The sequence below is a fragment of the Pseudothauera lacus genome (genome assembly GCF_003034845.1).
Classification (GTDB): Bacteria; Pseudomonadota; Gammaproteobacteria; order Burkholderiales; family Rhodocyclaceae; genus Pseudothauera; species Pseudothauera lacus.
This window is the reverse complement of sequence record NZ_PZKC01000001.1, coordinates 157,162-179,439: the sequence shown is the minus strand read 5'-3', so window position 1 is coordinate 179,439 and position 22,278 is coordinate 157,162. Positions and strand designations below refer to the sequence as shown.

The 22,278-nt window shown below is 67.8% G+C and carries 21 protein-coding genes; 6 read left to right on the top strand and 15 right to left on the bottom strand.

Annotation, left to right across the window (positions count from 1 at the left end):
- From C8261_RS00800 to C8261_RS00770, 7 genes are all read right to left on the bottom strand, one after another.
- Positions 1 to 1,251, bottom strand: a complete 1,251-nt coding sequence (locus tag C8261_RS00800) for a 6-phosphofructokinase (protein WP_107491751.1) — start codon at positions 1,249 to 1,251, stop codon at positions 1 to 3.
- A gap of 77 nt (positions 1,252 to 1,328) precedes the next feature.
- The gene (gene adk, locus C8261_RS00795; RefSeq protein WP_107491750.1) at positions 1,329 to 1,982 is read right to left on the bottom strand and encodes an adenylate kinase; all 654 of its coding nucleotides are present in this window, start codon (positions 1,980 to 1,982) and stop codon (positions 1,329 to 1,331) included.
- A gap of 88 nt (positions 1,983 to 2,070) precedes the next feature.
- On the bottom strand, positions 2,071 to 2,844 hold the full coding sequence (gene kdsB, locus C8261_RS00790) for a 3-deoxy-manno-octulosonate cytidylyltransferase (protein WP_107491749.1): 774 nt from the start codon (positions 2,842 to 2,844) through the stop codon (positions 2,071 to 2,073).
- A 17-nt stretch (positions 2,845 to 2,861) separates the two neighbouring features.
- Positions 2,862 to 3,050 carry a Trm112 family protein gene (locus C8261_RS00785; protein WP_107491748.1) on the bottom strand — a complete coding sequence of 63 codons (189 nt, stop codon included), beginning with the start codon at positions 3,048 to 3,050 and terminating at the stop codon, positions 2,862 to 2,864.
- Positions 3,031 to 4,044 carry a tetraacyldisaccharide 4'-kinase gene (lpxK, locus tag C8261_RS00780; RefSeq protein ID WP_107491747.1) on the bottom strand — a complete coding sequence of 338 codons (1,014 nt, stop codon included), beginning with the start codon at positions 4,042 to 4,044 and terminating at the stop codon, positions 3,031 to 3,033. The genes C8261_RS00785 and lpxK overlap by 20 nt, the downstream gene beginning before the upstream one ends.
- A gap of 29 nt (positions 4,045 to 4,073) precedes the next feature.
- Positions 4,074 to 4,499, bottom strand: a complete 426-nt coding sequence (locus tag C8261_RS00775; RefSeq protein WP_107491746.1) for an ExbD/TolR family protein — start codon at positions 4,497 to 4,499, stop codon at positions 4,074 to 4,076.
- 10 nt (positions 4,500 to 4,509) lie between these two features.
- Positions 4,510 to 5,118, bottom strand: coding sequence for a MotA/TolQ/ExbB proton channel family protein (locus C8261_RS00770; protein WP_107491745.1), 609 nt, complete (start codon positions 5,116 to 5,118; stop codon positions 4,510 to 4,512).
- Between the two features lie 329 nt (positions 5,119 to 5,447).
- Here C8261_RS00770 and xseA point away from each other — a divergent pair, with 329 nt between their 5' ends.
- From xseA to C8261_RS00755, 3 genes are all read left to right on the top strand, one after another.
- Positions 5,448 to 6,842, top strand: a complete 1,395-nt coding sequence (gene xseA / locus C8261_RS00765; RefSeq protein WP_181358788.1) for an exodeoxyribonuclease VII large subunit — start codon at positions 5,448 to 5,450, stop codon at positions 6,840 to 6,842.
- A gap of 54 nt (positions 6,843 to 6,896) precedes the next feature.
- Positions 6,897 to 7,484 carry a superoxide dismutase gene (locus C8261_RS00760; RefSeq protein ID WP_107491743.1) on the top strand — a complete coding sequence of 196 codons (588 nt, stop codon included), beginning with the start codon at positions 6,897 to 6,899 and terminating at the stop codon, positions 7,482 to 7,484.
- Positions 7,485 to 7,707: 223 nt separating this feature from the next.
- Entirely contained in the window at positions 7,708 to 9,312 is a 1,605-nt protein-coding gene (locus C8261_RS00755) for a methyl-accepting chemotaxis protein (protein WP_235864789.1), read from the top strand.
- A gap of 9 nt (positions 9,313 to 9,321) precedes the next feature.
- On the opposite strand, the gene C8261_RS00750 is transcribed toward C8261_RS00755, so the two are convergent.
- From C8261_RS00750 to ppx, 7 genes are all read right to left on the bottom strand, one after another.
- Positions 9,322 to 10,089 (bottom strand): TatD family hydrolase, encoded by a 768-nt coding sequence (locus C8261_RS00750; RefSeq protein WP_107491741.1) that lies wholly within the window; start codon positions 10,087 to 10,089, stop codon positions 9,322 to 9,324.
- 13 nt (positions 10,090 to 10,102) lie between these two features.
- A complete protein-coding gene (locus C8261_RS00745) occupies positions 10,103 to 10,903 on the bottom strand; it encodes an enoyl-CoA hydratase (protein ID WP_107491740.1) in 801 nt (266 codons plus the stop codon).
- A 75-nt stretch (positions 10,904 to 10,978) separates the two neighbouring features.
- A complete protein-coding gene (locus tag C8261_RS00740) occupies positions 10,979 to 11,581 on the bottom strand; it encodes an ABC-type transport auxiliary lipoprotein family protein (protein ID WP_181358787.1) in 603 nt (200 codons plus the stop codon).
- A gap of 16 nt (positions 11,582 to 11,597) precedes the next feature.
- Entirely contained in the window at positions 11,598 to 12,545 is a 948-nt protein-coding gene (locus tag C8261_RS00735) for an MlaD family protein (RefSeq protein ID WP_107491738.1), read from the bottom strand.
- 1 nt (position 12,546) lies between these two features.
- Positions 12,547 to 13,302: an ABC transporter ATP-binding protein gene (locus tag C8261_RS00730; protein ID WP_107491988.1), complete on the bottom strand. Its 756-nt coding sequence runs from the start codon at positions 13,300 to 13,302 to the stop codon at positions 12,547 to 12,549.
- A 17-nt stretch (positions 13,303 to 13,319) separates the two neighbouring features.
- Positions 13,320 to 14,435 (bottom strand): MlaE family ABC transporter permease, encoded by a 1,116-nt coding sequence (locus C8261_RS00725; RefSeq protein ID WP_107491737.1) that lies wholly within the window; start codon positions 14,433 to 14,435, stop codon positions 13,320 to 13,322.
- A gap of 4 nt (positions 14,436 to 14,439) precedes the next feature.
- Positions 14,440 to 15,936: an exopolyphosphatase gene (gene ppx / locus C8261_RS00720; protein WP_107491987.1), complete on the bottom strand. Its 1,497-nt coding sequence runs from the start codon at positions 15,934 to 15,936 to the stop codon at positions 14,440 to 14,442.
- A gap of 177 nt (positions 15,937 to 16,113) precedes the next feature.
- On the opposite strand from ppx, the gene ppk1 reads away from it, so the two are divergent.
- Positions 16,114 to 18,195, top strand: a complete 2,082-nt coding sequence (gene ppk1, locus C8261_RS00715; protein WP_107491736.1) for a polyphosphate kinase 1 — start codon at positions 16,114 to 16,116, stop codon at positions 18,193 to 18,195.
- 34 nt (positions 18,196 to 18,229) lie between these two features.
- Here ppk1 and C8261_RS00710 read toward each other — a convergent pair whose 3' ends face one another.
- Complete coding sequence (locus tag C8261_RS00710) at positions 18,230 to 20,434, bottom strand: RelA/SpoT family protein (RefSeq protein WP_107491735.1); 2,205 nt, start codon at positions 20,432 to 20,434, stop codon at positions 18,230 to 18,232.
- Between the two features lie 128 nt (positions 20,435 to 20,562).
- Between C8261_RS00710 and C8261_RS00705 the strand changes: the two genes are divergently transcribed.
- Positions 20,563 to 21,459 (top strand): DMT family transporter, encoded by an 897-nt coding sequence (locus C8261_RS00705; RefSeq protein WP_107491734.1) that lies wholly within the window; start codon positions 20,563 to 20,565, stop codon positions 21,457 to 21,459.
- On the top strand, positions 21,459 to 22,232 hold the full coding sequence (locus C8261_RS00700) for a M90 family metallopeptidase (protein WP_107491733.1): 774 nt from the start codon (positions 21,459 to 21,461) through the stop codon (positions 22,230 to 22,232). The genes C8261_RS00705 and C8261_RS00700 overlap by 1 nt, the downstream gene beginning before the upstream one ends.
- Positions 22,233 to 22,278 lie beyond the last annotated feature (46 nt).

The following is a 22,278-nucleotide window of genomic DNA, read 5'->3' as shown; positions in this document are numbered from 1 at the left end:
TCACTGTGCAGGCAGCTTGCGCGCCAGCGCCGGCAACTGCGGTGTCGGGTAGTAAGGCAGGCCGTTGCGGTAGGGGCGGATCACCTCGCCTTCGACCAGCGGGCGCAGGTAGTCAAGCGCGGCCGGGGTTACGTGGAGGCCGTCGGCGCGGATGAAGTGAGCCGGCACGACACGTTCCAGATTGGCGATCGCATGCACGTCGACGGCGTCCACCGACCAGCGGTAGGGGGCGTCGCCGTCACGGCGGATGGCTGGCATCACCGCGTCGCGCCCGCCGAGGGCGAACTCCACCGCGGCCTGGCCGACAGCGCGTGCCTGGGCAAGATCGGTGGCGGAAACGAGATGGCCGGCAGCACGCTGCAGGTAGTCGGGGATCGCCCAGTGGTGCTTGTAGCCCAGGCGCTCGTGTACCAGACGGGCGATGAACTGCCCTGCCCCGCCAAGCTGCACATGCCCGCGCGCATCGTGATGCTGCTCCATGACCAGGCTGCCGTCGGGACGGCGGATGCCCTCGGAGACGGTGACGGTGCAGTAGCCGAGGCGGTCGACGACAGCCCGCACGCGTTCGAGGAAGGGCTCTTCGACGAAAGGCACCTCGGGCAGCAGGATGAGGTGCGGGGGCTCGTCCTCGCCCTCGCCCGCCAGCGCGGTGGCGGCAGCCAGCCAGCCGGCGTTGCGGCCCATCACCTCCATGACGAAGATGCGCCCGGTACGCCCGGACATGGCGATGAGGTCGAGGCTGGTTTCCAGCATCGCAGTAGCGACGTACTTGGCTGCCGAACCGAAGCCGGGTGAGCAGTCTGTGCCCTCAAGATCGTTGTCCACGGTCTTCGGCACGCCAATGCAGACCAGCGGGTAGCCACGCTGGCGGGCGGCCTGGGAGAGCTTGGCCACCGTGTCCATCGAGCCGTTGCCGCCGTTGTAGAGGAAGTAGCCGATGTCGTGGGCGGCGAAGACGGCGAACAGGCGGTCGTACTGTGCGGGGTTGTCGGCCGGGGCGTCGATGTCGAAACGGCAGGAACCGAAGGCGCCGCCGGGGGTCAGCGCCAGACTGGTGAGCGCGGCGGCATCGAGCGCGGCGGTATCGACGAGGTCCTCGGCAAGAACGCCGAGGATGCCGTGACGGGCACCGTACACCGCGCCAATGCGTTCCGGGTGACGGCGTGCGGTCTCGATGACGGCGGCGGCGGAAGCATTGATGACTGCGGTCACGCCGCCGGATTGTGCGTAGAGCAGATTGCGCCGCGTCATGTGAGCTCCTGATCAAACTGCAAGCGGCCGGTGCCGGGCAATGCCGGCAGCGGCCGCAGGATGATGCCGACGCTGTGTTACTTGAGCGCGTCGAAGGCGCGCGCGGTGATCTCGTTTACGGCACCGAGGCCGGTGATCTTGCGCACCTTGGGGGCGGCGGCGTCGCCGGAGGCTGCCCAGTCAGTGTAGTACTTGACCAGCGGCTTGGTCTGCGAATGATAGACGTCGAGACGCTTCTTGACCGTCTCTTCCTTGTCGTCGTCACGCTGGACGAGGTCTTCGCCGGTGACGTCGTCCTTGCCCGCGACCTTCGGCGGGTTGTACTTGACGTGGTAGGTGCGCCCGGAGGGCAGATGGGCGCGGCGCCCGCTCATGCGTTCGACGATCTCGCTGTCGGGAACGTCGATCTCGAGCACGAAGTCGATCGGTACGCCGGCATCCTTCATCGCGTCCGCCTGCGGGATGGTGCGCGGGAAACCGTCGAACATGTAGCCGGCCTTGCAGTCGTCCTGCTGCAGGCGATCCTTGACCAGGCCGATGATGATCTCGTCGGAGACCAGGCCGCCGGCGTCCATCACCTTCTTCGCTTCCAGACCCAGCGGGGTGCCGGCCTTCACCGCGGCACGCAGCATGTCGCCGGTGGAAATCTGCGGAATGCCGAACTTCTCCTTGATGAAGTTGGCCTGGGTTCCCTTGCCCGCTCCCGGCGGTCCCAACAGAATGAGTCGCATACACCCTCTCCGGTTATCGGCCTGAACGCAGCCGACTAGTTATGAAAAGATCGAACTTACTTGAGCATCCCGGGCGGCGCAAGCCGCCTCAATCGGGCCCGCCGCGGGCGAAGACCTGGCGCACGCGGGCGAGATCTTCCTCGGTATCGACACCGGCCGGCGGCGCTGCGGTGACCTCCAGGACCTGGATGCGATAGCCGTGCCACAGCGCGCGCAGCTGTTCGAGCGCCTCCCAGTGCTCCAGCGGCGAAGGCGCGAGCGCGGCGTAACGGCGCAGGAAGGACACCCGGTAGGCGTAGATGCCGACGTGGCGCAGCACCGGCAGGCCGGCCGGCAGGCTGTCACGGCTGCTGGCAAAGGCGTCGCGTGCCCACGGCAGCGGCGCGCGGGAGAAGTACAGCGCCTGCCCGGCGGCGTTGCACACCACCTTGACGACGTTGGGGTTGAACATCTCCACCGCACTGTGCAGCGCATGCGCCGCAGTGGCGATGGCGGCCTGCGGGTCCTCGCGCAGGGCGTGGGCAACGGCGGAGATCAGCGCGGGGTCGATGAGGGGCTCGTCGCCCTGCACGTTGACGACGATGTCGCTGTCGTCCCAGCCCAGACGCTCGACCACTTCGGCAAGGCGGTCGGTGCCGCTGGGGTGGTCGCTGCGCGTCATCAGCGCCTGGCCGCCGGCAGCGCGCACGGCGTCGAAGACTTCCTGATGGTCGGTGGCGACCCAGATCTCCGGCGCCCCGGCGAGCTCGGCGCGCTCGATCACGCGCACCACCATGGGCTTGCCGCAGATGTCGGCGAGCGGCTTGCCGGGCAGGCGGGTGGAGGCGAAACGGGCGGGAATGACGACTCTGAAGGGATGCATCGTGGATGGTGCCCGCTTCAGCGCAGGGCGTCGGCTTCTTCGGCGCTCAGAGCGGCCGCTTCCTCTTCGAGCATCACCGGGATGCCGTCACGGATCGGAAAGGCCAGCCGGTCGGCCTTGCAGACCAGATCCTGCTTGTCCTTGCGGTAGTCGAGCGGGCCCTTGCACAGCGGGCAGACGAGGATGTCAAGCAGTCGGGCGTCCATGCCTCAGTTTCTCCATGATGTGGGCGGCGGCGGCATCGTCGATGCGCGCCGTCACCGGCAGTTCCCAGAACTCGGCCGATGCGAAAGGCGCGCATTTTACCGCATCCTTGCTGGTCAACAGGCAGGGGGCGTCGCCGGCGACGGAAAAGTCGGCGGCGCTGAAGCGGTGGTGGTCGGCAAAGGGATGACCGACGACGTCCAGCCCGAGCGCGCGCAGGTGGTCGAAGAAGCGCTGCGGGCGGCCGATGCCGGCAAAGGCATGGACCTTGCGCCCGCGCAGCTCGGCGGCGTCGATGCGCCCCCCGGCACCGCCGAGTTGGCGCAGCTCACGCCCTTCGAGCGTCATCGAGTACACCGGGGTGCTGCCCAGCGCCGCGTCCAGTGCCGGCGACAGCGGGCCGTGGGCGAGAACGAGATCGACCTGGCGCAGGCGGCCCAGCCCCTCGCGCAGGGGGCCGGCAGGCAGCAACAGGCGGTTGCCGAGCACACTCTCATCGACCACGGCAACCTCCACCGTGCGCCCCAGGCGGTAGTGCTGGAGGCCGTCGTCACTGATCAGCACGTCGCATTCGGGATGGGCATCCAGCAGTGCCCGGCCAGCCGCCGGGCGGTCCCTGCCGATCGCCAGCGGGCAGCCGGTGAGACGCGCCAGCAGCACCGGTTCGTCGCCGTGGCGGGCGGGGTCGCCGTCGCCGGCGATGACTTCGACGCCTTCCACCCGGCCGCCATAGCCGCGGCTGACTATGCCTGGCCGATGCCCGGCGGCACGCAGCGCATCGGCCAGCCAGGCAACCACCGGTGTCTTGCCGCTGCCGCCGACGGCGATGTTGCCGACCACCACCACCGGCACCGGCAGGGTCTGGCAACGCAGCAGGCGATGGCGGTAAAGCAGGCGGCGTACGCCGGCGACGATGCCGAAGAGCAGCGCCAGCGGCAGCAGGCAGAGGGCGAGCGCCCCGCGCCGGTGCCAGTGTCCGGGCGCCTGCCGGCTCATCGGCGCTGCGGCGAGGCCCCGCCGTTCAATCAGGGCTCCTGCGACTGGATGGCGAAGGTGATGTGGGCGAGGCCGACACGCTGCGCGGCCTGCATGACGTCCACCACGCTCTGGTGTGCGGCGCGCGCGTCGGCGTTGATGATCACCACGCGCTGGCTGCCGTCGGCCGGCGCAGCCTTGCCCAGCGCGGCAGCAATCGCATCCACTTCGCGGGCACCCACCGGCTGACGGTTGACAAGGATGTCGCCGGCGGCGGTGACGGCAACGACGATCTCTTCGGTCTTGCTCTCGGTGGCTCCGCCGGCAGCGGTGGGCAGATTGATCTCCAGTCCGGAAACCTTGGAGAAGGTGGTGGTGAGCATCAGGAAGATGATGATCACCAGCACCACGTCGATCAGCGGGATGAGACTGACTTCGGGCTCCTGCTGGCTGCGGCTGCTGCGGCGGAAATCCATCTCCGCGGCCTCAGGCGACGCGCTCGCCGTGCACCACCTCGACCAGCTCGATGGCCTGCTGCTCCATGTCGATCACGAAACTGTCGATGAGGGCGCGGAAATGGCGCCAGAAAATGGTCGCCGGAATGGCGATGATCAACCCCAGGCCGGTGGTGTACAAGGCAATCGAAATGCCCTGTGCGAGCTGTTGCGGATTGGCGCCGTGGACGCCCTGGGAGGCGAAGATGTCGATCATGCCGATGATGGTGCCGAACAATCCCAGCAGCGGCGAGATCGCGGCAATGGTGCCGAGGGTGGTAAGAAAGCGTTCGAGTTCGTGCAGGACCGCGCGACCGGCGTCCTCGATCGACTCCTTCATCACCTCGCGTGAGCTGGCGACGTTGCGCAGCCCGGCCGCAAGCACACGGCCAAGCGGGGAATGACGGGCGACGCGGGTGATCATTTCGGGCGCTGCACCGTGCGCACGGTAGTCGGCAATGACCTTCTCGAGCAGATCGTAGGGCACCACGCGCGCACGGCGCAGGCTCAGCGAGCGTTCGATGATCAGCGCGACGGCGATGACGGATGCCAGCAACAAAGGCCAGATCGGCCAGCCCACGGCCTGGATGATCGCAAACACGCGCCCGTACTCCCGAATGCTGAAAGGCGTGACTCTAGCGCCCGCGGCCGGTGAGGGCAAGCCATCGCCGCTACCCGCTGTGCATTGCCAGCAGGCACAAGGGCTTGCGCGGAGAATCCACAAAAGCTGTGGATAACTTTGTGGACGAAATGCAGATACGGCGCGCAAGTGGCGTCACTACAGGCGTTGAGGCACTCTGATTAAAAAATGTGCAACAAAATAGTCTCGTAAAAACAATGCTTTGCAAAAGACCATGCATAGACCATGGATAATGCGACAAACCCTTGACAAGCCCGTAAAGCTGTGGATTTCCGCTACAATCCGCGCCCATGAACAGCACCTCAATGCCCTCCTCCGGCGCTGCCGCCCAGGTCGTGCCGGTGTCGGCTCTCAACCGGCTGGCCCGCGAAACCCTGGAACGCAGCTTTCCGCTGATGTGGATAGGCGGAGAGATCTCCAACCTGGTGCGGGCGCCGTCCGGCCATATCTATTTCACCCTCAAGGATGACAGCGCCCAGGTACGCTGCACGATGTGGCGCAACCGTGCTCAGGCACTGGGTTTCCTGCCGGCCAACGGCATGCACGTGGACGTCCGCGCGCTGGTTACGCTGTACGAAGCCAGGGGCGACTTCCAGCTCAACGTCGAGGCCATGCGCGAAGGTGGCGCCGGGCGGCTGTACGAAGCCTTCATGCGACTGCGCGAACGCCTGGCCGCCGAAGGCCTCTTCGATGCCACCGCCAAGCGCCCCCTGCCCCGCTATCCGCGCGCCATCGCGGTGGTTACCTCAACCGCCGCGGCCGCGCTCGGCGACGTGCTGGCGGCCTTGCGTCGGCGCGCGCCTGGCGTGCCGGTGGTGATCTATCCGGCTGCCGTGCAGGGCGCCGAGGCTGCGGCGGCGCTGTGCGCGGCGATCGACACCGCCGCGCGGCGGCAGCAGCAGGACGGTAGCGATCTGCTTCTGCTGGTACGTGGCGGGGGCAGCATGGAAGATCTCTGGCCCTTCAACGACGAGACTCTCGCCCGGCGCATCCGTGCCTGCCCGATTCCTGTGGTCAGCGGCGTCGGCCACGAGACCGACGTCACCATCGCCGATTTCGCCGCCGACGTGCGTGCCGCCACCCCCACCGCCGCAGCCGAACTGGCCAGTGCCGGCTATCATGCGGCCAGCGAGGCCCTCGCAGGCAGCGCCTTGCGCCTGCAGCGCGCCATGGCGCAGATGCACGGGGCCTGGACGCAGCGCGTGGATCGCGCCGCGCTGCGCCTGGTACACCCCCGTCAGCGCCTGGCGACGGCAGGCGAGCAGCTCGGCGTCCGAGGCCAGCGCCTGCAGGGCGCGTGGCAAAAGCAACTGGAGCGCCATCAGCAGCAGCTGGAAAAGCTTGCGCTGCGCCTGCACGCCGCCCGCCCCGCGCTGCGTCCGGCCCGTGAGCGTGTCGATGGCACTGCTCACGCCCTGCAACGCGCCATGCACGCCCAACTGCAGCGCTGTGGAGACCGCCTCGACACCCTTGGCGGCCACCTGCGCCATCTGGACCCGCAGGCCGTGCTGCAGCGCGGTTACGGCATCGTCCGCGATGCCCGCGGGCAGATCCTGCGCGACAGCGTCCAGGCTCCTGCCGGCAGCGCCATCGTCGTGCAACTCGCCCGTGGTACGCTGAGCGCCGAGGTCACCGCTGCCGACAGCGGCGCTCCGCCGTTGCGCGGGCCGGCCATTCCCGACTAGAATAGTCGGGCTTTGTTCCCCAACATTATATCTGCCATCAGCAAGGAGAGACACATGGAACACACCCTGCCGCAACTGCCGTACGCCAAGGACGCCCTCGCCCCGCACATCTCCGCCGAGACGCTGGAGTTCCACCACGGCAAGCACCACCAGGCCTACGTCACCAACCTCAACAACCTGATCAAGGGCACCGAGTTCGAGAATCTCGACCTCGAAGCCATCGTCAAGAAGGCGCCGGCCGGCGGCGTGTACAACAACGCTGCGCAGGTGTGGAACCACACCTTCTTCTGGAGCAGCATGAAGCCCAACGGTGGCGGCGAGCCGAATGGCACCCTGGGTGAGGCGATCAAGGCCAAGTGGGGATCCTTCGAGGACTTCAAGAAGGCCTTTCAGGCTTCCGCCGTGGGCAACTTCGGTTCGGGCTGGACCTGGCTGGTGAAGAAGGCCGACGGCAGCGTCGACATCGTCAACATGGGCGCCGCAGGCACCCCGCTGACCACCGGCGACACCGCCCTGCTCTGTGTCGACGTGTGGGAGCACGCCTATTACATCGACTACCGCAACCGTCGTCCGGACTTCGTTGCCACCTTCCTCGACAAGCTGGCCAACTGGGACTTCGCTGCAGCCAATTTTGCGGCCTGAACCCTGGCGGCGCTGAGCCGCGCGTGAGTTTAAAAGGCACCTGCGGGTGCCTTTTTTCATTGCCATCGCCAACCATCCGGCACTTTCCGCAAGACTGCCGCTCTCATACTGCTAAAGTCTGAGTCAGCATTTCCGTTGAAGAACGAGTGTCCCGTGCGCGGGACAGCAGTCAGAGATGGACCAACCGGGGGGTAGGAAGATGGGTATCGTCGATAATCTGAGCATGCGGGCCAAGCTGTTCTGTTTCTCGGCCCTGTCGGGTGGCGTGCTGCTGCTGGCGGTGGCCTATACCCTCTACGAGGTCCGGGTGATCGGCAACGACGCCGCCTTCATGGCCGAGCAAGGTCTTCCGGGGGTCAAGGCAGCGGCGGCGATCAGCCAGTTGCGGCTGCGTTACCGGGTACGCAGTCTGGAGTATCTGCTCCCCGATCCGCCGGAAAACGCGGCCCGCATCGAGCGCTCGCTGGATAGCCTGAATGGCGAACTGATGCAGGCCATCGAAGCCTACCGCCCGCTCGCCGACACCCCTGCGGAGCAGGCCATGCTGGGTGAGATCAGCAAGGCGATCGAGGCCTACCATGCGGTGGTCGGCCAGGCTCGCGAACGCCTGCGCAACGGCGACGAAGACGGTGCCCAGGAGCTGCGCCGCACGGTCTGGGTGGAACGCGCCAATGCCGTGCGCGACGCCGTCGATGCGCTGGTTGACTACAACACCGAAGCGTCGAGGGCCGCCGCCCAGCACGCCGAGGAGGAAGTGCAGATCACGCTGCGCGCCGGACTCATTGCCGCCGCGCTCGCACTGGTGTTGACGGTAGTGCTGACGCTGGCTTTTGCGGCCCGCATTGGACAGCGCCTGCAAGCTGCGGTGCACGCCCTGCGGGCGATTGCCGGCGGCGACCTGAAGGCGCCGTTGCCCGAACCCAGCGCTGACGAGATCGGGGCGCTGGCGGTCGCCATGGCGGACATGCAGGGGGCACTGCGTGAGGCCATGACCTCAACCCGTGAAAGTGCCACCCAGGTTGCTTCCGCCTCCGCCCAGCTGAAGGAGAGTGCCGCCCAGGTGGGTCTCAGCACCGCAGCGCAGAGCAATGCCGCCTCCGCCATCGCAGCCAGCGTGGAGGAACTCACGGTGTCGATCTCGCACGTCTCCGAGCGCACTGCCGATGCCGCCCGTGTCGCCGGAGAATCGGATACCCAGGCGCGTTCGGGACGGCAGACCGTCGATCAGTTGATCGGCAACATGAGTCAGGTGGGCAGCGTGGTCGGTGAGGCTGCGCAGCAGATCGCCGGGCTGGAGGCGCAGTCGGAGAGCATCTCGCAGATCGTCGGGGTGATTCGCGACATTGCCGAGCAGACCAACCTGCTCGCCCTCAATGCCGCCATCGAAGCGGCCCGTGCCGGCGACACCGGGCGTGGCTTTGCCGTGGTTGCCGACGAGGTGCGCAAGCTCTCCGAGCGCACCGCCAAGGCAACCGGCGAAATCGCCGAGGTCGTCGCCAAGGTGCAGGCTTCCACGCGTGACGTGGTGCTGGGTATCGAGCGCGGCGTAAAGGCGGTGCATGACAGCAGCGCGCAGGCAAGCTCCGCCGGCGCGGTGATCGGCAGCCTGCAGGAGATGTCCCAGCAGGTCGCGGTGATCGTCGCCGAGCTCAACGACGCCTTGCGCGAGCAGTCGATGGCCTCTTCCGAAGTCGCCCGCCGTATCGAGGAAATCGCCCAGCAGGCTGAAGAGACCAACAGCGCCACCGACCAGTCGGCGGCCGCCGCTGAATCGCTCAACGGTGTGGCCGGCGAGATGCTCGCGGCGGTGCAACGCTTCCGCGTCTGAGGGCTGTGCTCAGCCGGGCAGGCCCGGCAGTGCCAGGCGTGCGTTGGCGGCGGTGGCGGCGATCAGATCGGCCACCGCCATGCCGCGCAGTTCGGCCAGTATCGCCGCGTAGGCCGGCAGTGCGGCGGGCGTGTTGCGGGTGCGTGGAGCCCAGGCCGGCGCCATGTCGGGGGCGTCGGTTTCCAGCACGAGGGCGTCCAGCGGCAGGGTAGCGGCCAGTTCGCGGATGCGCCGTGAGCCCGGGTAGCTCATCGCTCCACCAAAACCAAGCTTGAAACCGAGGGCGATGAAGGCCTCTGCCTGCTGTCGGCTGCCGTTGAAGGCGTGGGCAATGCCGCCACGTACCGGCAGGCGGCGGAGGTGCTTGAGGATGTCGTCCTGGGCGCGGCGGATGTGCAGGATCACCGGCAGGTCGTGGCGCCGCGCCAGGCGCAGCTGGGCGGTGAACAGCCCGGTCTGACGGTTGCGATCGACACCGTCGACATAGTAATCGAGGCCGATCTCCCCTACCGCCAGCGCATCGCCCGCAGCCAGGCGGGCGTCGAGCACGGCGAGGTCGTCATCCGTGGCGCCGTCGACGTACAGCGGGTGGATGCCCCAGGCCACATGGATGTCGTCGTGGGCGCGGCGCAGCGCGTCGATACGCGCGAAGCCCGCACGCTCCACCGCCGGCACGACGAAGGCGGCGACGCCGGCGCGGCGTGCGCCGGCCAGCACTGCCTCGCGGTCGCCGTCGAACTCGGCGGCGTCGAGATGGCAGTGGGTGTCGATCAGCATGCCGTGAAGCGCTTCAGCGCCCCTTCCACTCCGGCTTGCGTTTGGCGATGAAGGCGTCGATGCCTTCGGCGGCGTCCTCGCACATGGCGTTGCAGGCCATGGTCTCCGCGGCGAGCTGGTAGGCGGCGTCGAGACCCATTTCGAGCTGGCGGTAGAACATCTGCTTGCCCATGGCGATGGCTGCGGGCGATTTGGCGACGATGGCGGCCGCCAGGCGGTCCACCTCCTCGTCGAGGTCCTGCGCAGCGACGACACGATTGACCAGACCGCGCCGGCAGGCCTCGTGGGCGTCGATGAAGTCGCCGGTGACCAGCATCTCGAAGGCCTCCTTGCGCCCCATGTTGCGCGACAGGCCGACGCTCGGGGTGGCGCAGAAGAGGCCGACGTTGATCCCCGAAACGGCGAAGCGGGCGACATCGGCGGCGACGGCAAGGTCGCACATCGACACCAGCTGGCAGCCCGCGGCGGTGGCAATGCCATGCACGCGCGCGATCACCGGCTGCGGCATCTCGGTGAGGCGGGTCATGAAGCGGCCGCAGAGGCGGAAGAGCTCCTGCTGGAAGGCCAGGGTGTGGTTGGCACGCATCTCCTTGAGATCGTGCCCGGCGCAGAAGGCCTTGCCCTCCCCGGCCAGCACCACCACGCGCACTGACGGATCGGCGGCGATGTCATCGATGGCGGCGATCAGCGTTTCCAGCATCGCCTGGGAGAGCGCGTTGAACTGCAGCGGCCGGTTGAGCGTCAGGCGGGTGACGCCGCCAGCGTCGGCGCGCAGCAGCATGGCTTGGTCGGTAGTGGCGGGTACGGCACTCATCGGGGCTCCTCCGGTGGGGTGTTGTTGTCAGGTGACACCATACAAGGATCGGCGCCTTCTTGCAGCGCCTCGCCCCTATGGATTCCGGCAGGCGGCGCCGTTGGCGGCGCTGAGCTGCAGCCATGCAGCCAGTTCCTCGCTGAGGTGGACCACCAGTTCACGCCAGGCGGCGACCCCGGCGCGCGCATCGGCACCGTCTGCGGGGGTCTCGAGAACCAGGGCGTGAGCAGCGAGCGCGCGTTCGCTGCGCGGCGGCATCAGGCTGGCGCGTGCGGCGAGGAGGACGCGGCTGTCGGCGCCGTTGTCGAAGACCTGCACCATCTCGTCGATCTCCACCCGCAGCCGGCAGCCGCCTTCGTCGGCGGCGGCACCGCGCAGACTGCGCTCCAGGGCCAGCCGCAACATCTCCGCGGGCTGGGCCGCCCAGCGGCTCTCGGCAAACAGATGGCGGCGCTGCGGATCGTCGTAGGCCAGACGGTACTGCATGGCCGGAGTGGCCAGCCAGGATGGCGTGCGCACCTCGATGGCCGCCGGACGCAGGCTGGCATCGAGGCTGCCGACGGCGGGCAGGCCGAGGTCGTACACGGCGAGGTTGGGCGGCGGATTGCCCAGTCCGGCGCAGCCTCCCAGGGCGGCGGCAAGAAGGGCGATGAGGGTGCTGGTGCGCAAGGTCGGCATCGTCGGGTTCCTGTGCTCAGTGGGCCGGGGGCTGCTGGAAGCCCTTCTCGCCGGGGCCGGGTTGCTGGTTGCGGCGCCCGGTGAGAAGGATCTGCGGTGCGGCCTCGACCTCATCGACAAGGCGGCCGAGGCGGCGCGACACCGAGACGAGTTCGCCGAGCAGTTCGTTGAGCTGCGGCAGGGTGTCGTCAAGCAGACCGTCGCTGGCGGCGCCGGCGGCATCGTCGAGGCGCTCGGCCATGCCCGACAGGCGCGCCATCAGGGTGCGCATCTCGACCACCGCCGGGGTGGCCTCGCCGCTGGCCGCCTCGAGGTTCTCCAGTACCGTGGAGAAGCGCTGCATGTTCTGCGGGCTGAGGGTGTCGCGGATGGCAGTAAAGGCCTCCGGGGCGACGCTGAAGGTGCGGTCGACGCCTTCGGCGGCGGATTCCAGGCGCTGCAGGGTATTGCGGAAGCGCTCCAGGTTGGCCTCATCGAAGAACACCGCGCTGCGTTCGGCGAACTCGCGGAAACGGCTCATGGCTTCCATCGCGGCATCGGTGAGCTGGTCCATCAGACCTGCCTCGAGGGCGATGCGGGGCAGGTTGCCGGGTTCGCCGGCAAGCGGCACGGGATCCTCGCCGCGGTCGTCAAGCTGTACGAAGGCCAGCCCGGTGACGCCCTGGTAGCCCAGCGTGGCGCGCGTGCCACGGGTGACCGGAAGGTTCTCGCGGATGCGGATGGTGACCAGAATGTTACGCACGTCGGCGGGATCGACGCGGATGTCGGTGACCTTGCCGGCAGCTATGCCGCGGTAGCGTACCTGGGCCTGGACATTGAGCCCGGTAACGCTGCCGGTGGACACCAGCAGATAGTCGCGGGTCGGTTCGCGGCCGTCCGAGAACCACCACAGCGCGGCGATCAGGGCGGTGCCCAGAAAGAGCGCGAACAGTCCCGCGGCGAGGGCGTGGGCGCGATTTTCCATCTCAGGGTTCTCCGTTGGCGCGGGCCAGGGCCCGGCGCCCGTGTTCGCCGTGGAAGAAGCGGCGGATGAAGGGGTGCTCGACTGCCAGGGTGTCCTGCAGGCTGGCGTAGCTGAGGATGCGGCGTTCGCCGAGCACGGCGACGCGGGTGGCCAGTGCGGCAAGGGTGTCGACGTCGTGGGTGACCAGCACCACGGTGAGGCCGAGGCGGCGCTGCAGGGTGCGGATGAGCTGCACGAAGGCCGCGCTGCGGTCGGGGTCGAGCCCCGCGGTGGGTTCGTCGAGCAGCAGCAGTTCGGGCTCCAGCGCCAGCGCGCGGGCAAGCGCGACGCGCTTGACCATGCCGCCGGAGAGCTCGGCCGGCATCAGCAGGGCGTGTTCCGGTTCGAGCTCCACCATCGCCAGCTTGAGCGCGACCAGATCGCGGATCTCCGCCGCGTTCGCCACCCGGCTCTCGCGCAGCGGAAAGGCGATGTTGTCGGCGACGTTGAAGGCCGAGAACAGCGCGCCCTGCTGGAAGAGCACGCCGAAGCGGCGTTGCAGTGCGGCGCGCCGGGCGCCGTCGGCGGCCAGAAGATCCTCGCCGAACAGCGCCACACTGCCCGCTGCCGGACGGGTGAGGCCAATGATGTGGCGCAGCAGGGTGGTCTTGCCGCTGCCCGAGCCGCCGACCAGGGCAACGATCTCGCCAGCGGCAATGGCAAGATCGATGCCGTCGTGCACCAGATTGCTGCCGAAGCGCGTGACGATGCCGCGCATGTCCACCACCGGCGTGCTCACAGCGGCACCCCGATGGAGCGGGTGGCGATGGCGAACACCGCATCGACGAGGATCACCAGGGTGATCGCGGTGACCACCGAGGCGGTGGTGTTGGCCGACAGGCTCTCGGTGTTGGGGGCCACGCGCAGGCCGAAGTGGCAGGCCACCAGCGCGATCAGCAGGCCGAACACCGCCCCCTTGGCGAGGCCGATGTAGACGTTGGCGATGGGCACCACACGCGGCAGGGTCTCAAGGAAGAAGCCGAAGGAGAGATCGAGCTGCAGCCAGGCCGAGACCATGCCGCCAAACAACGCCACCGATGAAGTCCACAGCACCAGCAGTGGCATCGCCAGGGTCAGCGCAACCACTTTCGGCAGCACCAGGCGCAGGCTGCGCGAGACCCCCATGGCAGAAAGTGCGTCGACCTCTTCGGTGACGCGCATGACACCGAGCTGGGCGGTCATCGCCGAGCCCGAGCGCCCTGCCACCAGCACCGAGACCAGCACCGGACCGAGCTCGCGGATGATGCCGAGACCGAGGATGTTGACGATGAAGATGTCGGCGCCGAAGGCCTTCAGCTGCAGCGCCGAGAGGTAGGACAGCACCACGCCGATGAGAAAGCCGACCAGCGCGGTGACCGGCATCGCCTTCACCCCCACCTTGTGGAGGTTGGCGGAGATCTCCAGCAGCGGCCAGCTCCGCGGCTGGCGCAGGACGGTGTACAGATCGCCCACCAGGGTCCCCAGCAGGCGGACGAAGTCAGTCAGGTGGCGGAGGAAGAGGAGCAGCGTGCCGCCCAGCAGGGCGATCAGATCGAGCACGCCGAAGGGGCGTGGCCGTGGCAGCGGGCGGGCGCCGGCACGCGCCAGTTCGTCAATGATCTGCCGGTGTTCGGCGGCGATGTCGAGGTGCTGCGGCCAGCGCTGCCCCCAGGCATGCCAGAGCAGTGCGGCACCGAAGCTGTCCAGACGCTCTACGGCCGCCAGCGTCCACTGCGCTGCCGGTGGCACTGCTGCCAGCCGGCTGCGCAGCACGGCGGCGTCGGTGCTGAGATCGCGCAGGGTCCACGACCCACTCAGCACCGCCCTGCCCTCACCGGCCTGTTCGAAGACGAGTGCGGGCGCTGTTGCCATGCTCTCAGGCGCGCGCCGCGGCCTTGCGCGTGCGCACTGCCAGCGCACGCCCCACCGACAGCCACTGGCGTTGCTCTTCTTCCAGGGCGGCAGCGGTGAGGGGATGGGCATGCAGCCATTCGTGGGCGGCCACCAGCACCAGACTGCGGCCCTCGCGGGTCACCGTCAGCGGTGGAATGCCGCGTGCGTCGCGCGCCCGATGCACGACCACGGCCAGCCGCAGACAGGCGATCAGCAGCCAGTCCGGGCTCGCCGGATCGAGCCCGGCAACGCGTTCGAGCTTGCCGCGATGGGCCAGCACGATGCGCGCGAGGCGACCCTGGTCCATGCGCGAGTAGCCCGGCATGTCGGCGTTGGCGAGGATGTAGGCGCTGTGCTTGTGATAGCTCGAATGGGCCACCGAGATGCCGATCTCGTGCAGCATCGCCGCCCAGCGCAGGAAGCGGCGGTCGAGGTTGTCCTCGACAGCGGCTTCGGGTTGCAGCTGTTCGAGCAGGTGGCAGGCAGTGTCGGCAACCTGCACCGCCTGCCGGCGGTCGACGCCATAACGGGTGGAGAAGGCCGCCACGGTGGCATCGCGCAGATCGTGGTGATGGTAGCGCCCGAGCAGGTCGTAGAGCACACCGAGGCGCAAGGCGCCCTCGGAGAACACCATGCGCTGGAGACCGAACTCCTTGAACACCGCGCTCATGATCGAGAAGCCGCCAAGCAGCACCGGCAGGCGGTCGCCACGCAGGCCGGCGAGATCGAGGCGATCGATGTTGCCGGCGCGCAGCAGCGCGCTGCGCAGCCGGTCGAGGCCTTCGAGGGTGATGCCGCCGTCGGCAAAGCCATTCTGCTGAAGAATCTCGACGAGCGCCTTGGCCGAGCCGCTGGAACCCACCGCAAGCTCCCAGCCGGCTTCACGGTAGGGTGTGGCGATGGCCTGCAGCTCGCGCCGGGCGGCCATCTCGGCCTCCTTGAGGTTGCGCCGGTCGATGCGCCCGTCGGGGAAATAGTTCAGGCTGTAACTCACGCAGCCCATGTAGAGCGATTCGAGCAGGATGGGCTCAAAGCTCTCGCCGATGATGAACTCGGTGGAACCGCCGCCGATGTCGACCACCAGCTGGCGGCGGTGGGGGTCCGGCAGGGTGTGGGCGACGCCGACATAGATCAGGCGGGCCTCCTCGCGCCCGGCGATGACCTCGATCGGAAAACCGAGGGTTTCTTCGGCCTGGCGGAGGAACTCGGGGGCGTTCTTCGCCACCCGCAGGGTGTTGGTGGCCACCGCACGCACCGCATCGGGGGCGAAGCCCTTCAGACGTTCGTTGAAACGCCCCAGCGCTGCCAGCCCGCGCCCTTGCGCGGCGTCGTCGAGCATCTTGCCGGGGCCGAGCCCGGCAGCCAGGCGTACGGCCTCCTTGAGGCCGTCGAGCGGATAGATCTGGTCGTTGACGATGCGCCCGACCTGCAGGCGGAAGCTGTTGGAACCCAGGTCGATCGCGGCGATCAGTTCTTGCATGCTGTTTGCGGCCCACTGGCCGCCTGCGTAGGAGTCGGCGCATTCTACCGCATGGGCGCGGCGCACTGAGGGCGATCGAATGGTGGCAATCTGCTTTGCCACAACGCTGCGCCGCGTCATCCAATTGCAAAGCGTTTGTCACATAATCAGGATATCGAACCCCCGGGCAGACGAGGCATGCATACGTTTTCCAGCAAGAAGAACTATCCCACCGAACATTTTTTCAACCGCGAACTGTCGCTGCTGCGCTTCCAGCGCCGGGTGCTGGCGCAGGCCGCCGATGACGAAGTGCCGCTGCTCGAGCGCCTGCGCTTCCTGTGCATCGTGTCGAGCAACCTCGACGAGTTCTTCGAGATCCGCGTCTCCGGCATCAAGGAACAGATCCGCCTCGGCAGCCGGGTGGCCGGCAACGACGGCCTGCCACCGGCGGAGCTGCTCGAACTGGTCAGCCAGGAGGTGCACGAGATCATCGCCGAGCAGTACGCCCTGCTCAACGACGACATCCTGCCCGCACTGGAAGCCGAAGGGGTAACCTTCCTGCGCCGCAGCCTGTGGACAGAGGCGCAGCGCGACTGGATCCGCGAGTACTTCCATCGGGAGGTAATGCCGGTCCTCACCCCCATCGGTCTTGACCCCGCCCACCCCTTCCCGCGCGTGCTCAACAAGAGCCTCAACTTCGCTGTCGAACTGGAAGGGCGCGACGCCTTCGGGCGCAGTTCCGGGGCCGCCATCGTGCAGGCGCCGCGTGCGCTGCCGCGGGTGATCCGCCTGCCGCGCGAGATCTGCGAACAGGAATACACCTTCGTCTTCCTCTCCTCCATCCTCCACGACCACGTCGGCGAGCTGTTTTCCGGCATGGAGGTGAAGGGCTGCTATCAGTTCCGCGTCACGCGCAATTCCGACCTCTTCGTCGACGAGGAAGAGGTCAAGGATCTGCGCGCCTCGCTGAAGGGCGAACTGCAGCAGCGCCACTTCGGCGACGCGGTGCGCCTGGAGGTGGCCGACAACTGCTCCGAGGAGATGGCTGACTTCCTGCTGCAGCACTTCCGCCTCGGTCGCAGCGATCTCTACCAGACCCCGGGCATCGTCAATCTGGTGCGCCTGATGCAGGTGCCCGACTGGGTGGACCGCCCGGCGCTGAAATACGCCCCTTTCCTGCCGGCGCTGCCCAAGGTGCTCGACAAGCGCCGCGACGTCTTCGCTGCCATCCGCAGCGGCGACATCCTCCTCCACCATCCCTTCCAGAGCTTCAATCCGGTCATCGACCTGCTGCGCGCGGCGGCCGATGATCCGCAGGTGCTGGCGATCAAGATGACGGTGTATCGCACCGGCACCGATTCGGTGCTGATGGAACACCTCGCCCGCGCCTCGCAGAAGGGCAAGGAGGTCACCGTAGTGCTGGAACTGATGGCGCGCTTCGACGAGGAGGCCAACATCACCTGGGCAAACCGCCTCGAAGAGGTCGGCGTGCATGTGGTGTATGGCGTGTTCGGCTACAAGACCCATGCCAAGCTGCTCATGCTGGTGCGTCGCGAGGAAGGCGGGCTGCGCCGCTATGTGCATCTGGGAACCGGCAACTATCACCCGCGCACGACGCGCTTCTATACCGATTTCGGCCTGCTGACTTGCAATGCCGAGATCGGCGACGACGTTGCCGAGGTCTTCAAGCAGATCACCGGCCTGGGCAAGGCGAGTGCCCTCAAGCACCTCTGGCAGGCGCCGTTCGCATTGCAGCCCAACGTCGTCGCGGCGATCCAGGCCGAAGCGGAAAACGCCCGCCAGGGCGGCAAGGGCCGCATCATCGCCAAGATGAACGCCCTGCTCGAACCGGAAACCATCGAGGCGCTCTACGAGGCCTCGCAGGCCGGCGTCGAGATCGACCTCATCGTGCGCGGTCCCTGCGCCCTCAAGCCGCGCGTGCCCGGCCTCTCCGACAACATCCGGGTGCGTTCGGTGGTCGGCCGCTTCCTCGAACACCACCGCATCTTCTACTTCCACGCCGGCGGCAAGGAGAAGATGTATCTGTCGAGCGCCGACTGGATGGACCGCAACTTCTTCCGCCGCATCGAGATTGCCTTCCCGGTGCTCGATGCGCGCCTGAAGCGCAGGGTGATGAAGGAAGGTCTGCGTGCCTACCTGCTCGACAACTGCCAGGCCTGGGAGATGCAGCCCGACGGCGGCTACCGCCGCAAGCATCCGCGCGGCACCCGCCGCACGGCGCAGATGATCCTGCTCTCCGAACTCGCCGGGGTGAGCTGAAAAGCCATGATGCCGGCGCGCAGCGCGCGCCGGCTCAGCGCCGGCGGGCCTCGAAGACCCCCGGCACCTCGCTGATCAGCTTCACCACGCGCTGCAGCAGTGCCACGCTGCCCACCTCCATGGTGAAGCGCATGTGGGCGATGCCCTTCTTGGTCAGCGTGTTGACGCCGGTGACATTGAGCTTCTCGCGCGACAGCACCTCGGAGATGTCGCGCAGCAGGCCCTGGCGATCACTGGCCTGCACCGCGATGTCCACCGGAAAGACCGCCTGACGGTTGTTGTAGGCCTGATCGCCCCACTCCGCCTGGATGATGCGCTCGGGGTGCTGGCGCACCAGTTGCTGGAAGTCCGGGCAGTCGACGCGGTGGATGGAAATGCCGTGGCCGCGGGTGACGAAGCCTTCGATGGCATCCGGCGGCGCCGGCTTGCAGCAGCGCGACAGCGAGGTCAGCAGTTTGCCGACACCGACGATCAGCACCTTGTCGCTGTTGTCGCCGCTGCGGCTGCGGCCGACGACGATCTGCGGTTCGGCATCCACGGCCGCCGCGGGTTCGGCCTCGCGCAGCGCCATGTGCACCGAACGCGGCCCCACCTCGCCGCGCCCGGCGGCCATGTAGAGGGCGTCGGCATTCTTGAAGCCGAGCTTGCCGGCCAGTTCGTCGATGTTGGCCTGCGGGTGGCCGTCACGGTGCATCTCGCGGGTGACGAAGCTGCGCCCGCGGGCGAGCAGCTCCTCTTCTTCGAGCTGGCTGAAGTACTGCTTGATCTTGTTGCGCGCGCGGCTGGTGGCGACATATCCCTGGCGCGGGTCGAGCCAGTCGCGCGACGGCGCGCCCTCCTTGGCGGCGCTGATCTCCACCGTCTGGCCGTTCTTCAGCGGCGTGTTGAGCGGCACCAGCTGGCCGTCGATCTTGGCGCCGCGGCAGCGGTGGCCGAGATCGGTATGCACGCGGTAGGCGAAGTCCAGCGCGGTGGCGCCGTTGGGCAGATCCACCACGCGGCCCTGCGGGGTCAGCACATAGAGGGTGTCGTCGAGCGAGGCGCGTTTGAAGCGCTCCACCCAGTCGGCCGAGTCGGCCACCTCGTCGCGCCACGACAGCAGGCTGCGCAGCAGGGCGATCTTCTCGTCGTAGTCGCCGGCATTCTTGCTGCCTTCCTTGTAGCGCCAGTGCGCGGCCACACCCAGCTCGGCGTGGCGGTGCATCTCGTGGGTGCGGATCTGCACCTCCAGCGCCCGTCCGTCGCCGGCGAGCACGGCGGTATGCAGGGACTGGTAGTTGTTGCCCTTGGGCTTGGAGATGTAGTCGTCGTATTCCTTGGCGATCGGCTGCCACATCTGGTGCACGATGCCGAGCACGGTGTAGCAGTCGCGGACCTCGGCAACCAGCACGCGCAGCGCCCGGATGTCGTAGACCTGCGAGAAGTCGAGGTCCTTCTTGCGCATCTTGTTGTAGATGCTGTAGATGTGCTTGGGCCGTCCGCTGATCTCGGCATCGACGATGCCCACCGCGGCGATCTCGGCGCGCAGGCGTTCGATGGCATTGCGGATGAAGTCCTCGCGCTCCACCCGCCGCTCGTCGAGCATCCGGGCAATGCGCTTGTAGGTCTCCGGTTCGAGGAAACGGAAGGAGAGATCCTCGAGTTCCCATTTCAGCTGCCAGACGCCCAGACGGTTGGCCAGCGGCGCGTAGATGTCGAGACTCTCGCGGGCGACATCGAGGCGCGCATCGACCGGGTGCTCGGTGAAAAAGCGCAGGGTCTGCGTGCGCGAAGCCAGGCGCAGCAGGACGACGCGAATATCCTGCACCATGGCGAGCAGCATCTTGCGCAGCACCTCGGCCTGGGTGCGCACCTCCGGTGCGCTGGCGCTGGCGGTCATGCGGGTGATCAGGCGCAGGCCGTTGAGACGGCGCAGGCCATCGACCAGCGCGGCCACCGGTTCGCCGAACTGTACCGCCAGCGGCGCCACCCCATCGGCGAGATCATCGGCAGCGGCGAACAGCAGCGCAGCGCAGCGGGTTTCGGCATCCAGGCGCAGCGCGGCGCAGATCAACGCCATGCCGAGGGCGTGAGGCCACACCGCCTCGCCGGTGCCGAGCAGGCGGTCGCGGTAGAGTTCGCGGGCCTGCGCCGCGGCGGCGGCCACCTGGGCCTGCTCGGCAGCACCCAGCCCCTCGCAGAGCGTTTCGAGGGGCAGCGCGGCATCGTTCTTGGGGAGGGCGTGGGTGACGGAAACCATGGCGCGGATTATCCCATATCGAAGGCCCGGCAAGCGCGCATGGCGCGCGTCCATGGGCGTTTTCCCCCACCCCAAAGGAGGCGGCGCTGTGCCATCATCGCCCCTCGCCACAGATCCCCGCGCACGCAATGAAGCGACTGTATGCCTACCCCTATCTGCTGCTCACCCTGACCGCACTGTTCTGGTCCGGCAACATGGTCATCGGTCGCGGCCTGCGCGAAGCCGTGCCGCCCATCTCGCTGGCCTTCTGGCGCTGGGTGATCGCGCTGCTGCTGGTGCTGCCCTTCGCCCTCCCCCATCTGCGTGCGCAATGGCCCATCCTGCGCCGCCACTGGGCGGCGATGCTGGCGCTCGGGCTGCTCGGCGTGGGCTGCTACAACACCTTCGCCTACATCGCCCTGCAGTACACCACGGCGACCAATGCCACGCTGCTCAATTCCTTCATTCCCATCGCCACCATCGCCCTCGCCTTCATGCTGCTGGGCAAGCGCCTGAGCGGCGCCGAGGCACTTGGCGTACTGGTCTCGCTGCTCGGTGTGACGATCATCGTCGGTCGTGGCGACATCGACGTCCTGCTTGCCTTCAGCCTCAACACCGGTGATCTGTGGATGCTCGCCGCAGTGGCGGTGTGGGGCCTGTATACCGTCGGGCTGCACTGGCGTCCGCAGGGCCTCGACCCGATGGTGATGCTGTTCGCGTTCACCGTCGTCGGTGTCAGCGCACTGGCGCCCTTCTATGCCTGGGAGGCACTGGTCGCCGGGCGCCAGATCGATCTCCATGGCGCTGCGCTCGCCGGCATCCTGTACACCGGCATCTTTCCGGGTTTCCTCGGCTATGTGTTCTACAACGCCGGCGTTGCCGCGGTGGGCCCCAGCCGCGGTGCCCTGTTCATCCACCTGATGCCGGTGTTCGGCACCCTGCTGGCGGCGATCTTCCTCGGCGAACGGCCCTATGGCTACCACTTCGCCGGCATCGCGCTGGTATTCGCCGGCATCTACCTGACCATGCGTCGGCGCAGCAACTGATGCTCGCCTGGCTGCACGCTCTGCTCGGCTCCCGCCACCGGACGCCGCAAGTCGATGGGGCGACCTGGCAGGCGGTGGAGCAGCGCCTGCCCTTTCTCGACTTCCTCGACGACGGGCAGCGCCGCCGCCTGCGCGCGATGGCCCTCGACTTCCTCGCCGACAAGCAGTTCCACGGCGCCCACGGGCTGGTGCTGCACGACCGCATGATGCTCGCCATTGCCCTGCAGGCCTGCCTGCCGGTGCTCAACATCGGCCTGCAGGCCTACCGCGGCTGGGTTGGCATCGTGGTCTATCCGGGCGATTTCATCATCCCGCGCCAGATCGTCGACGACGACGGCGTGGTCCATGAATACGACGAGGAGGTGCTCGGCGAAGCCTGGGATGGCGGCCCGGTGCTGGTGTCGTGGTTCGAGGAGGACGAGGCCCCCGAAGGCGTGAATGTGGTGATCCACGAGTTCGCCCACAAGCTCGACATGGAGAACGGCGGCGCCGACGGCTTTCCGCCGCTGCCGGCGCAGATGTCGCGCAAGGGCTGGGCGGAGGCCTTCGGCAGCGCCTACGAGGACTTCTGTACCCGCGTCGATGGCGGCGACGAGGATCTCGCCATCGATCCCTACGGCGCCGAGCATCCGGCGGAGTTCTTCGCCGTCAGCGCGGAGAGCTTCTTCCTCGACCCCGAGGGACTGGCCGCGCTGTATCCCGAAGTCTATCGCCAGTTGGCCAGCTACTTCGGTCTGGATCCGCGCCGGCGCTGCGTGCGCGGGGATCGCTGAAACCCGTTTTCACTGGGCGCAACAAGCCGTCCTTGGCAAGCGGAGA